Here is a 13,052-nt window from a genome sequence, read left to right on the forward strand (position 1 = left end):
CACAAACTGCAATTTACGTGCCGTTAATGAAAAAAATGAGTCTCAATACGTAAAAGTAAGTAAAGAAAACCGCATCCCGTGCGGTTTTTTTGTTAACCTAGTCACAGTTTGCAAGCATTTGCTTTTGCAACCAGAACAACATCACATCATTCCCCGGCACGCGCCACTGGGTGTATCCTATTATTATTAAATATAATTACATTCTGGATGCGCAGAGTTGCCTTTAACGGCAGTCAGCGATGACGGGACCACGCTGTTTGAGAAGGAGTACCATCGAAATGAAGTCGCAAAACGATCCTGGCCGATCCAAATCCCGCCACACTGAGTATTCCCTGCTGCTCCCCATTGCCGCCCTGGTGGTGCTGAATCTGTGGGGCAACACCACTAACTTTCCGCTGATCGTCGGTATTAACATCATTGCCCTGATCGGTATTCTCAGCAGCGCGTTCAGCGTAGTGCGCCATGCCGACGTGCTGGCTCACCGTTTGGGTGAACCCTATGGCTCGCTGATCCTCAGCCTGTCGGTGGTGATCCTGGAAGTCAGCCTGATTTCAGCGCTGATGGCCACCGGCGACGCCGCGCCGGCGCTAATGCGCGATACGCTTTACTCAATCATTATGATTGTCAGTGCCGGATTGGTCGGTTTTGCCCTGCTGCTTGGCGGGCGTAAATTCGCGACCCAGTATGTAAACCTGGGCGGTATTAAACAGTATCTGATGGCGATTTTCCCGCTGGCGGTGATTGTGCTGGTGTTCCCGAGTGCGCTGCCGGGCGGCAATTTCACTACCGGCCAGGCACTGCTGGTCTCGGTGATTTCTGCTGCCATGTACGGCGTGTTCCTGGTGATCCAGACCAAAACTCACCAGAGTCTGTTCGTCTATGAGCACGAAGATGACGATGGCGACCCGCACCATGGCAAGCCTTCCTCGCACAGCAGTGCCTGGCATGCCGGTTGGTTGATTGTGCATCTGGTTGCGGTGATCGCGGTGACCAAGTTTAACGCCAATCCGCTGGAAGGTTTGTTGACCAAGGTGAATGCCCCGGCGCAATTTACCGGCTTCCTGGTCGCCCTGCTGATCCTGTCGCCTGAAGGGCTGGGGGCACTGCGTGCGGTATTGAATAATCAGGTACAGCGCGCCATGAACCTGTTCTTCGGTTCGGTGCTGGCTACCATTTCCCTGACGGTACCGGCGGTCACCGTCATCGCCACGCTGACCGGTCAAACCTTGATCTTCGGTTTGCAGACACCGCATATTGTGGTGATGCTGACGGTGTTGCTGCTGTGTCAGCTTTCGTTCTCCACCGGCAGAACCAACGTGCTGAACGGGACTGCGCACCTGGCGCTGTTCGCCGCCTATATGATGACTATCTTTGCCTGATTAATCGATGGGCGCCCTGCTGGCGCCCATCGCCTTTATACCGCGAAAGCTTATATTGCGAAGAAAATGCCCGCCGCAATCCCACCAAACAAAATCCATTTAATGATGTAATACCCGGTACGGTTCCACGCCTTCAGCCGTTTCCCCACTTTACGCACCGCATAAATGTACTTGAACAGCTTGTTGACGCCACCGGTGCGATCGCCCTCTTCATTGGGTGCGGTAGCCGCGCTCATCAGGTTGCGCCCCAACCAGTGATTGATGCCCTGCGCCCAGCGGAAGCGCATCGGCCTTTCGATATCACAAAACAGAATCAGCCGGTTTTGCCCACTTTGGTTTTCGGCGAAATGCAGATAGGTCTCGTCAAACATCACCCCCTCACCATCGCGCCAGCTGTAGCGCTCACCGTCCACTTCGATAAAGCAGCGGTCGTCATTCGGGGTAATCAGCCCCAGATGATAACGCAGCGAACCGGCGTAAGGGTCGCGGTGACGCGGCAGGCGGCTGCCGTCCGGCAGTTCGGCAAACATCGCCGCCTTGACCGAAGGCAGGCTCCGTAACAAAGCCGTAGTCTGTGGACACAGGCTCATCGCCGACGGGTGGCTGTCTTCATACCATTTTAAGTAAAAGCGCTTCCAGCCGGTTTTGAAAAACGAATTGAAACCAGCATCGTTAAATTGATCCGAGGCTTTGATCTGCTGGATCGCCATCAGTTGCTGCCCTTCATCACGAATGGTTTGCCAATTCTCCCGCAGCACCTGCAGCTCAGGGAATTGCTCCGGCTGCAAATAAGGGGTGGTCGGCACGCGTGAGAACAGATACATGAAAACGTTCAATGGCGCGGTGAAGGTGGAATGATCGGAAAGCTGCCGCCAGAAGGTGTAACGCACCCTGCCACGGTAATGAACATACACAACGCACAAAATAAATAGCAATAAAATAATATATTTCATGATTGAACCGCTTTGAAGATCCCAATGCTCAGTACGCCAACCTGGCATACTCCCCCAGATATTTCCTTTTGGCTGATGAACCCCTGCGCCCGTCTGGAACCCCACTAATCATTAACGCTAATCCAACTAAAATCTATACAAAAAACCACAATAATTTACACAAAAGCTAAACAAACGCAGATAAACCGCCCCTACCGGACCACCCGCGGTAAACCGTCAAAAAACAACATGAGCTAGTTTATATTTGCATTTCAGTTATTAGCGAGTCGGGTAAGTTGCCACAACACTATAAATTATTAATTTGATTTCGATCAGTACGCAATAATTCACTCATGATTAACTCAGCGTGTTTTTAATTAAAAAAACCTCGAAAACAATAATAAAAACAAATAATACACGCGGGAAATATCATGAAAAACATATCAGATATCAGAATGAATCGCAGGACCTTGTTAAAGGGGCTGGGAGTAATTGGGTTGGCCAGTATCTCACCCTGTGTATTTTCGATGGCTATGGATAACGGTAAACCCTTGCCTCGCGTGAGGCTTAAACTAACCGACTATCAAACGTTTAGGTCAACCTGTGCGATGGAGTGTCTGCACTGTAACTTAACGGCTTATGTCTACCAGGGTGAGCTAAAGAAAATAGAGGCCAGTAAAGATTTTAACGTCAAGTGCTGCCTGCGCGGTATGAGCCGGACCAAATGGGTGTATCACCCATTGCGGGTTAAAACACCTCTGCTTAGGGTCGGGAAAAAAGGCGAAGGAAAATTCAAACCCATATCCTGGGATGAAGCGCTGGATCTGATTGAGCTAAATATCCGTAACACCATTGCCAGCCACGGGAATAAGGGTCTGCTGATTTCAAGCAGCTCCGGCAATATGGACTCTATTAAGAACGATATGGCCAAGGCCTTTTTTGATTACCTCGGCGGTGCCACCAAACGCAGCGGATCCTTGTGTTGCTCTGCGGTGACCGCCGCCATGATACCGATGCTTGGCCTGCGCTATGCGGATATGCGCGACACCATTAGCGATAGCCGCTACATCCTGTGCTGGGGCAATAATCCGGCGGTGACCATGCAGGCCTACTTCAAAGAATATATCAAGGCGCAGAAACGGGGGGCACGCCTGATAGTGATTGACCCTCGATTTAACGAAACCGCAGCCAAGGCCGATGAATGGATCCCGATTGTTCCTGGCACAGACACCGCGTTGGCACTGGGGATGATCAAAATCATTATCGATGAACAGCGCTATGATGCCGAGTTCCTGCGTCAACACACCGGGGCAGTTTATCTGGTGGATGCTCAGCAAAAACAGCTTAGGGAAAACCCGCAGGACCAAGAAAGTTATCTGGTCTACGACCAGCTAAGCCAGCGCCTGGTACGTCACGATACGCCCGCCATTGTTGCTGCGCTGACGCGGGCAGAACTGCCTGCGGATGCCGCTTATACCACGGTGTTTGAATTGATTCGCCAGGAAGCCGCCGCCTGGAATCTTGAGAAAGTGGCGGCGGAAACCGATGTTCCGCCGGCCCCCCTGCTGCGGTTGGCGCGGGAATATGCCAGCAATAAGCCTTCGATGATCGTACAGAACATGTCCGGTGCTCAGCGTACCGAGTTTGGCACCTATGTGGCCGCCAGCCAATTTTATCTAGCGCTGCTGACCGGCAACATGGGCAAAGCCGGTGGCGGCGTCTGTGATGCCGGTGGGGCAAGACAGATGATGAAATTCAATCCGCCAGTGCCTCCGGCACCCAATGTCCAAAAAATCCCGCCGATACCGGTGGCCAAAACCGGTGAATGGATCGTCAACGACCGCCCTCACCCGATTAACTTCTGGTGGATTATGACCCTGGGTGCCCTAACCCAGTTACCCAATACCAATATGGTCAAGAAAGCATTGAAGAAAGTGCCTTTTGTGGTGGTGGCCGATAACCTGATGAGTTCCACCGTCTTATATGCAGATCTGGTGCTGCCGGTGACCACCATATTTGAAGATCTCAGCCTGATGGCCGGCGTTCGCAGCCACTACGTGCAACTGATGGAAAAAGCGGTAGAGCCGGTGGGCGAAGCCAAAGCAGATTATTGGATCTTTGCCCGGCTGGCCGAACGTTTCGGCTTTGGCGAAGTGTTTAATCAGCCGATCGAACAGTATATCGAAAACTGTCTGGCCGGTACCGGTATCACGATTGAACAACTGCGCCAGGGGCCAGTCAAGCCGGTTCCGGTACCGTGGATCCCGTTCAAAGATGGCATCTTCCGCACGCCGACTAAAAAAGCCCACCTGTTTATTGAAGCCTGGCAGAAAAAGGACTTCTCGCCGATTGTCACCTATATGCAGGTTAAAGAGTCGCCGAAAGGTTCGCCCGAGCTGGCAAGCCAATACCCACTCATGGCCGTGCAGCGCAAGCTGGCCCGCAGTATTCACTCCAGCCACGGCATGAATGAATGGATCCTCGAGGTGCAACGCAATCAGCCCAATATCATGATCCACCCGGATGATGCCGCCAGCCGCAATATCCAGAACGGCGCATGGGCCATTGCTTTCAATCACCGTGGCGAGCACCGGGCGTTGGCCGTGGTGACCCGCCAAATCAAACGCGGCGTGGTGTGTCTGGATAATGGCTGGTGGGAACAGCAAGGAGGCAGCAGTAGCCATGTGACTAACGATCATGTGGAAGTGCTGGGCACCGGCCATTGCTGTAACAGCACCCTGGTTGACGTTCGGGCGGAGGCATAATCATGGTCAGACAATACGGATTCTTGGTCGATATGCGCGGCTGTTACGGCTGTAAAACCTGCTCGATGGCCTGTAAATCCGAAAATGCCACCCCGGCGGGCGTGCTTTGGCGACGGGTCAGAGAATTTAGCTTTGATGACCCTAACGCGATGGCGTTTATCTCGATGTCCTGCAATCACTGTGACGATCCGCAGTGTATGAAAGTCTGCCCTGCCGATACTTACAGCAAACGAGCGGACGGCATCGTGGTGCAGGATCACGACAAATGCATTGGTTGCCGGATGTGCATTATGGCTTGTCCCTATAATGCGCCGGTATTTGACCCGGTCGAAGGGAAAACCAGCAAGTGCAATCTGTGTGCCGAACGGCTGGATGAAGGGCTGCAACCCCGTTGCGTCGAGTCCTGCCCGGCCGGGGTACTGCAGTTTGGTGATATTGACGTGCTGCGCGTGCAGTACTCGGCTGACTTAACACGCATCGAAACCCGTTACTCACTGCCGAACCATCAAATCAGCCATCCCAATATCGTGATTATTCCCGCCGGTAATAAGGAATAGAAGCCATGTCTGAATATGAACTTCCCCTGGTCTTTTTTACCGTATTTTGTCAGTGGGCGGTGGGCACGATGGTGGCCATCACAGTATTAATCCTCGCCCAGCCGATATGGCTGACGGAACAAAAACGCTTTAATGCCCTGCGCAAAATGGCGGTGGTTATTCTGGCCGTCAATATTGTCGGTTCGATGTTGTCGCTCTTGCATCTGGGTTCGCCAACCGGTGCCTACCGCGCCATTTTGGGTATCGGTCATTCCTGGTTAAGCCGGGAAGTCGTCGCTTTCTTCTTGCTTAATGCGGTGGTGTTTAGCTGGGCTGTCATCCTGTTTCGCTTTAACCGCAGCCATGCATTTATCCGCGGCGTTAGCCTGCTGGCTTCCGTTGCCGGGCTGGCTGCCATTCTGGTTTCGGCACAGGTTTATTACCAGATGAGCAGCCACCCGCTGTGGCACTCGCCCATCACCCATCTCAGCTTTATTACCACGGCACTGCTGTTGGGTTTTGCCACCCTGGGCCTGAGGATCAGTGTCTTCAATGCGGCACTGGATGAGCATCAGAGACAGCTGCCCACGGAGCTGCCGGGCGGCATTTTGCTGGCGGTGGCACTGATGTTGGCGGTGATCCTGGGGTACAGCGCAGGCTTTAGCGAACAGGGCAAAATGTTGGCCAGTGCCATCGCCATCTTTGGCTCAGGCCTGATGAGTTGGCTGATTTTTGCCGGGCTGATTATCGCCACCGGACTGGCGACCTATCTTTATCGCCGACCGGTGTTGTCAGTAGGAACCGCCAGCGTGCTGATGCTGGCCCTACTCTGCGCCTCAGTGAGTGGCCGGATGCTATTTTACGCTGGCGTGATGAGCCAGTATCCTTGGTTTTGAGATGATCAGTCAGACCCATTTCCAAGGCAACAAAAAGGCCGCCGAGGCGGCCTTGAATTAGCGGGCAGGTTTTAACTGTAGGCGTTGAGCGTACGCTGGCACAAGGCGGAGCGGACGCAGTCTTGTTTGTCAAAGCGGATGATGCCGATCATTTCATCCTCCTCGAATCGTTCCATCGCATCGCTGAGGCCGGACTTCACGCCGCGTGGCAAGTCGCATTGGGTGACGTCACCATTAACGATTACCGTTACGTTCTCACCCAAACGGGTCAGGAACATCTTCATCTGGCTGGCGGTCACGTTCTGGGCTTCATCCAGGATAACGACCGCATTTTCGAAGGTACGCCCGCGCATGTAGGCGAAAGGCGCGATCTCTACCTTGCCGATTTCCGGGCGCAGGCAGTATTGCATAAAGGACGATCCTAAACGGCGCACCAGAATGTCATACACCGGACGGAAATAAGGGGCGAACTTCTCAGAAATATCCCCGGGTAAGAAACCGAGGTCTTCATCCGCCTGCAGAACCGGACGAGTAACAATAATCCGATCCACTTCTTTATGTATAAGGGCTTCTGCCGCTTTCGCAGCGCTGATGAAAGTTTTGCCGCAGCCGGCTTCACCGGTGGCAAAAATCAACTGCTTCTTATCTATGGCGATTAAGTAATGACCCTGAGCTTCGGTTCGTGCCTCTATGGGAGAGCTATCGCGCTTGTCACGTGCCATGCCGATAGACTCAACACCACCCATTTGTACCAGCGAGGTTACAGACTCTTCTTCAAGCTGGCGATGACTACGAGCGTCACGACGAATAACGCGTTTCGCTTCACGACGTGCTTTGATCACTGCTTTTTGTCTCATAGTGGCACCTTACAGTTTGTTTCACCTACCGCAACGGCCAAGCCGCGCGATTATGTTTCACACACAGATTAGGTTTCGGCTTCCTTTCGAGCCAACAATAGCCAATTGAAAAAGTGAATATACGGCGGGCGTGATAGCACACCGATGTTTCACGGGATAACGCGATTGCGTAATTAAAACCTGAGTAAAAAGTGACAAGAATTTGGAATGACGGGAGTGCGGAGTAGCCAGGAAAAGAGAGTCGGAAGCAATGTCCTCGTTACAACGAGAAATCAGGGAAGGTCTGTTATTTGTTCTTTCTAGCCCAACCAAGGACTTTACCATTAGCGATCCCCGCAGTGTTATTTACAGCTTCGAGCTGTGCACCTTGTGAAAACTACCGCCAGATGATTACAGTATAATGACATTCAACCCTGCCGCGTTACTAAAATGTAAAAAAATTTAATCTTTTTTGTTTTAACGTGGCGCAAGAACACTATATCACGCCGATTACGTCATTCAACGGAATTTTTATCCACTGTAATATCAATTTGTTATGATTAAAACTGACGAATGACATTTTGGTTTCCTGATTAAATTTTGCACACTTCAGAACCGGTTCATCCCCCGAAATTTATAATTAAAAAAGGCGGGAAAGCTCCCGCCCTGATGCTGAATGATTACGCCGAAAGGCGAATCCTGCCGTTACTCGAAGGTATAAGAGACGCTCAATCCGCCGCCCCAGTTTCTGCCCGGCGCCGGTTCGTAGTAACGGCCATTGCCTTCATTAACGATCACCGACCCCACATATTGTCGGTCAAACAGATTATCTACCCGACCGAAAACGTTAAGCATCCAATTGCCCAGCGGATAGCGGTAGCCAGTATTCAAACCGACGGTAGTATAAGCCGGGGCCTGCTCCGTGTTGGCATCGTTAACCTCGATATCGCTCATATAGCGCACCTCTGCACCGGCATACCAACCTTCCGGCGGTGACCAGGCCAGCGAAGCATAGCCCATATTACGTGCAATGCCCGGCATGCGGTTGCCGTTGGGTACCATGTTGGCCGCTGAACACTGGCTGTCGCCGCACACATCATCGCGATAACGTGCATCCAGCAACGTCCAGGCCAACTGCACCCGCCAGTCATAAGCGAATTGCTGATCCAGCGCCAGCTCCAGGCCACGCCTGCGGGTCTGTCCGGCGTTTTTGTAGCTGGTGCGGCCATTGCTGCTTTCATCCACCACGATTTCGTTACGGGTGTCAGTCTGGAAAACGGCAGCGGTCAGCAGGCCATTGCCAATGCGGGTTTTACTGCCCAACTCCACCGTGTCGCTGGTTGAGGGATTTAGCCCGAAGTTCAGCCCGGCCTGATCGCCTGAACGGTAAGACAGTTCGTTAATGGTCGGCGTCTCAAAACCGCGACCGGCGGAAAGATACAGGTTCCAGCCGCTCATCACCGCATAGTTGAGGGAACCGGCAGGCAGCCACTGATGGTAACTGGCACTGCCGCTGTCATCGCCATTGGCACCGGTGACGTAGTGATCGTTAGAGTCGAAATTGACGGTGCTGTAACGCATACCGACATCCAGCGTCAGCTGTTGCGTCAACTGCCATGAGGTTTGCAGGTAAGGATCCACATTCCACATCAGGTTGCGTTCGTTACGGCGCAACGCCCCCTCGGTACCCAGCTCGGTGACTCCATTGACCAGGGTAAAGTTTTCATACCCTTTGCGCTGCTCGGTCATGGTTTCATAATCCAGCCCGCCAGTCAGGGTGTAAGGCACGCCCAGCTCGCCACGGTGCGTCCAGCGGGTATCAATCCCCTGATAATGGCGCGTCAGGTCAATCACCCCACCCGGATGCTGCGCACTGCGCTGCTGTACCGCGACCGGGATCGACTGGTACTGAGTGGTTTCACGCTCACCGGCATACATCATGATGCTGAGATCGTCATCAACGCCCATCTGGCGTTCATAATGCAGCCCGGCCTGGGTTTGTGAGGTGGTTTTGCACGTATTGTACTGATCGGCTCGCGGTGCCTGGCGCGGATTATCATGCCATTCGGCGGAGGTCAGGCCGCCCGGATCGTTGGCGTTGATATCAACACTGTTAAACAGCAGCGTGAGCGTGCTGACATCGTCGATGCGAACGCCCAGCTTGGCATTACCCAGATTTTTCTGCGCGCCACTGTGGTCGCGGAACCCCTGAGTGGTGAAACGGGTGCCGGAAATGGTGTAGTTAACATCGCCGGCATGGGTGCCGTCACCGGTCGCTCCGGTGGCCTTGACGCCATAGCGCCAGGTGCCGTAACTGCCAAAGTACGAACTGGCTTCAAGGCGGGGCGGCTGTTGGCCGGTTTCGGTTTCCACATTCACCATACCGCCGGAGGCATTACCGTAGAGGGCGGAAAACGGCCCGCGCAGCACTTCCACCTTTTCGACCGAGTTAAGGTCAATGTTCGAAGTCTGCCCCTGCCCATCCGGCATGGTGGCCGGAATGCCATCGACATAGATACGCACACCGCGCACGCCATACATTGAGCGCGCGCCGAAACCCCGCACCGAGAGCTGCAAATCCTGCGCATAGTTTTGGCGGTTCTGAATTTGTAAACCGGGCACGCTGCCCAGGCTTTCCGACAGGTTGATCTGTGGCCGTGCCTCACGGATTTGATCGCCCGCGACCACGCTGACGGCCGCGGGGGTTGAGAGTTCAGAAAGACCGCTGCGCTTGGCGGTGACCACCATGGTCTGTTCGCTATCCTTGTCCTGCGCAAAGCTGGCAGAAACAGGCAGTAGGGCTGGAATAACCAGCGCTGAAACTGCCAACCGGTTTTTATGAGTGCTTTTCATCAAGGGATTGCCGTTAAAGGGATCGAATTATATGAACCATTTGGAACGTTATGGCCGACATGTTAATGCTTTTAACAAAAAATGAAAATAGTTAGCGTGACTGCTCCCCGGCGTAAACGGCGAGGCTTCCCACTTCTCAGGCCGCAACCGTCTGTGCGACGGATTTACGCTGGCCTCCATGGGCAGAGACGACGAGACCCGCCGCCTGTAAATCCGTTATGCCCTTGCGCTGGATGTTAATGGCCGCGTTAATATCGCGGTCATGCTTAACACCACAGGCCAAGCATGGCCAGATACGTTTATTCAGCGGCATTTCTGCCATTTTATAACCGCAGCAATGGCAGGTTTTAGTGCTGGCAAACCATTGATCAATTTTCACCAGATGTTTGCCAGCCTGCTCCGCTTTGTATTCCAGTTTCATGATAAATCCTGACCACGACGCATCAGCGATATGCCGCGCCAGCCGGTGATTTTTCATCATATTTGCTGCTTTCAGTGTCTCAACAATGACCGCTTGGTTTTCGTCAACCAGTGTACGAGACAATTTATGCTGGAAGTCAGCGCGAGAATTCGCCACATGCTCGTGACATTTCGCTACCTGTAAACGCGCTTTTGCCCGATTTGCACTGCCTTTTATTTTCCGTGACAGCGCTTTTTGTTTGCGCCGCAGATTACGGCTGGCGCGTACCAGAGGCCGCGGATTGGCTATTTTTACGCCGCCCGACTGAGTTAGGTAATGGGACAAACCCAAATCACAACCGGTTACGCGAGTTATCAATGTGGTTTTGGCTGGCGCGGCCAGTCCATCGTCACAGAGTATGGCGGCATAATATTTTCCTGACGCGCCACGACTGACGGTGATGCTGGACACCTTTCCGATAATATCGCGATGAATGACCGCTTTAATGGGTGCCATTTTTGGCAACTGGATCGCGTCGGTTAACACTTTGCCGTTAGGGTGATAACTGGATTGTTTGCCCTGCTTGCGCTTAAAGGTGGGGAAACGAGCACGTCGCTTGAAAAAGTGTCCAAAAGCGGTATCAAGATTAATCACCGCCTGTTGTAACGCCAGTGAGTCATAGTCTTTCAGCCAATGGTAACGGCGGGATCTTTTTCCTACAGCCAGTAACGGTTTCAGGTCACGCTTAATACTGACCGATACGCCGTGTCGCTGGTACTTGTGGCGGCTGATATGCAGAGCTTTATTGTACGCAAAACGCACCGCGCCAAACTGGGCATTTAAAAATGCTTCCTGTTCGGTGGTCGGGTACAGGCGTACTTTAGCTGCTCTTTTCATCGTAACCACTCATATATCATAGGACTGTACTTTATGACCCTGGAAGGTATTTGAACAGAAAATATACATTAACTATCGCAGAAAATTCCTGATTAGCTCCCCTTATATCCCCGCCCGAAGGGGCGAGGGTTTACGGGGCAAATGCTAATTAAAGCCCGGCCCCACAATTGCGCAAGGTCACTATTGATTATAATTAACGATGGTTTGTCGTGAATGGCTGAAAAATCAGGCGGGGATCCCCCGCCTTGTAAGAAGTGGCTTAGGCTTTCAGCAGGCCGCTAGCCAGGTAATCATTGGCGTCTTTTACCCCCGGTAGCGCAAAGAAATAGCCGCCGCCGATCGGTTTGACGTACTCTTCCAACGCTTCGCCATTCAGGCGTTTTTGCACCGTCAGGAAGCCTTTTTCCAGATCGGCCTGATAACAAACAAACAGCAGCCCCATCTCCAACTGGCCGGAATTGGACACGCCAAGTGAATAGCTGTAACCACGGCGCAACAGTAAGTTGCTCTGGGTTTGCGGCGTGCGCGGGTTTGCCAGGCGAATATGCGCGTCCATCGGGATCATTTTCCCTTCAGGATCTTGCGCGTAGTCCGGCTCGTCGTGCTCATGCTTCATGCCGAGTGGCGCACCACTGTGCTTGTCGCGGCCAAAGATGGTTTGCTGTTCCTGCAACGGCGTGCGATCCCAGAATTCCACATGGAAACGGATAATACGCGCGGCTTGGTAGCTGCCCCCCACCGCCCATGCCGGTTCCCCGACGTTGTCGGCGGTCCACACCACCTGATCCATCAAGGGCTTGTCGCTGGTTTTCGGGTTGGCGGTGCCGTCTTTAAAGCCCAGCAGGTTGATCGGCGTTTCTTTGCCTTTGCTACGTGCGGCATGAGCAGAAATAAACCCTTCCCGCTTCCAGCGCACGCTGAGCAGATCCGGCGAATGCTTGATAATGTCGCGCAGCGCGTGGATCACCGTTTCATTGGTATTGGCGCAAATCTGCAACACCAAATCGCCGTGGCACAGGCTGGCGTCCAGCGAGTCGTTAGGGAAGCGCGTCATTTTCTGCAGCCGCAGAGGTTTTTGTGCCTGCAGACCGAAACGTTCGTCAAACAGCGAGCTGCCGACCGACACGGTAACCGTCAGGTTATCCGGATAAATCTCCGGCCCCATGATGCCCGAATCAAGCGGTGGCAACTTGGGATCCACCTCCGGTGCCCTGCCACCCGTGGTCAGGAAGGCAATACGGGTGGTCAGCAGCCGGAACAAACGCTCCAAATCCTGCTTGTTACTCGCCAGCACGTCGAACGCCACCAGCATCATCGCGGCTTGCTGCGGCGTGAGGATCCCGGCCTGATGCACGCCATAGAAGGGTTGCTTCTGCCAACGTTCATCCTGCGGTACTGCCAGCGGATCGGCGGTTTTATCCGCCGCCTGGGTCAGACGGCTGCCGCCCAGCGCCAGTACGCCCAGCCCCAGGCCCTGCAACAAACGACGACGCGACGGTGACGCCGCGCCTTGTGGATGCGGCCCGTTTTCCGGGCCGATCTTGTTACTCATTATGCT

Annotated in this window: 9 protein-coding genes; 4 read left to right on the top strand and 5 right to left on the bottom strand. The window is 53.4% G+C overall.

The features are described from left to right. Positions 1-278 precede the first annotated feature (278 nt). Positions 279-1,379, top strand: coding sequence for a sodium-potassium/proton antiporter ChaA (chaA, locus tag E5C26_RS14810; protein ID WP_135316992.1), 1,101 nt, complete (start codon positions 279-281; stop codon positions 1,377-1,379). Positions 1,380-1,429: 50 nt separating this feature from the next. Here the strand turns inward: chaA and lpxO are convergent, their stop codons facing one another. Next, entirely contained in the window at positions 1,430-2,332 is a 903-nt protein-coding gene (lpxO, locus tag E5C26_RS14815) for a lipid A hydroxylase LpxO (protein WP_135316993.1), read from the bottom strand. A gap of 410 nt (positions 2,333-2,742) precedes the next feature. On the opposite strand from lpxO, the gene E5C26_RS14820 reads away from it, so the two are divergent. From E5C26_RS14820 to E5C26_RS14830, 3 genes are read left to right on the top strand one after another with little or no spacing between them, the layout of a single operon-like run. Beyond that, positions 2,743-5,076 (top strand): molybdopterin-containing oxidoreductase family protein, encoded by a 2,334-nt coding sequence (locus E5C26_RS14820; protein ID WP_135316994.1) that lies wholly within the window; start codon positions 2,743-2,745, stop codon positions 5,074-5,076. 2 nt (positions 5,077-5,078) lie between these two features. Continuing rightward, on the top strand, positions 5,079-5,633 hold the full coding sequence (locus E5C26_RS14825; RefSeq protein WP_206194279.1) for a 4Fe-4S dicluster domain-containing protein: 555 nt from the start codon (positions 5,079-5,081) through the stop codon (positions 5,631-5,633). A gap of 5 nt (positions 5,634-5,638) precedes the next feature. Then, on the top strand, positions 5,639-6,508 hold the full coding sequence (locus E5C26_RS14830) for a dimethyl sulfoxide reductase anchor subunit family protein (RefSeq protein ID WP_135316995.1): 870 nt from the start codon (positions 5,639-5,641) through the stop codon (positions 6,506-6,508). A gap of 71 nt (positions 6,509-6,579) precedes the next feature. On the opposite strand, the gene phoH is transcribed toward E5C26_RS14830, so the two are convergent. From phoH to efeB, 4 genes are all read right to left on the bottom strand, one after another. Further along, positions 6,580-7,365 carry a phosphate starvation-inducible protein PhoH gene (phoH, locus tag E5C26_RS14835; protein WP_004945903.1) on the bottom strand — a complete coding sequence of 262 codons (786 nt, stop codon included), beginning with the start codon at positions 7,363-7,365 and terminating at the stop codon, positions 6,580-6,582. A 684-nt stretch (positions 7,366-8,049) separates the two neighbouring features. Then, on the bottom strand, positions 8,050-10,197 hold the full coding sequence (pqqU, locus tag E5C26_RS14840) for a TonB-dependent receptor PqqU (protein WP_135316996.1): 2,148 nt from the start codon (positions 10,195-10,197) through the stop codon (positions 8,050-8,052). 136 nt (positions 10,198-10,333) lie between these two features. After that, positions 10,334-11,494, bottom strand: coding sequence for an RNA-guided endonuclease InsQ/TnpB family protein (locus E5C26_RS14845; protein ID WP_135316997.1), 1,161 nt, complete (start codon positions 11,492-11,494; stop codon positions 10,334-10,336). Between the two features lie 259 nt (positions 11,495-11,753). Next, a complete protein-coding gene (gene efeB / locus E5C26_RS14850; RefSeq protein WP_135316998.1) occupies positions 11,754-13,046 on the bottom strand; it encodes an iron uptake transporter deferrochelatase/peroxidase subunit in 1,293 nt (430 codons plus the stop codon). Positions 13,047-13,052 lie beyond the last annotated feature (6 nt).

It is taken from the genome of Serratia proteamaculans, assembly GCF_004684015.1.
Lineage (GTDB): Bacteria > Pseudomonadota > Gammaproteobacteria > Enterobacterales > Enterobacteriaceae > Serratia > Serratia proteamaculans_F.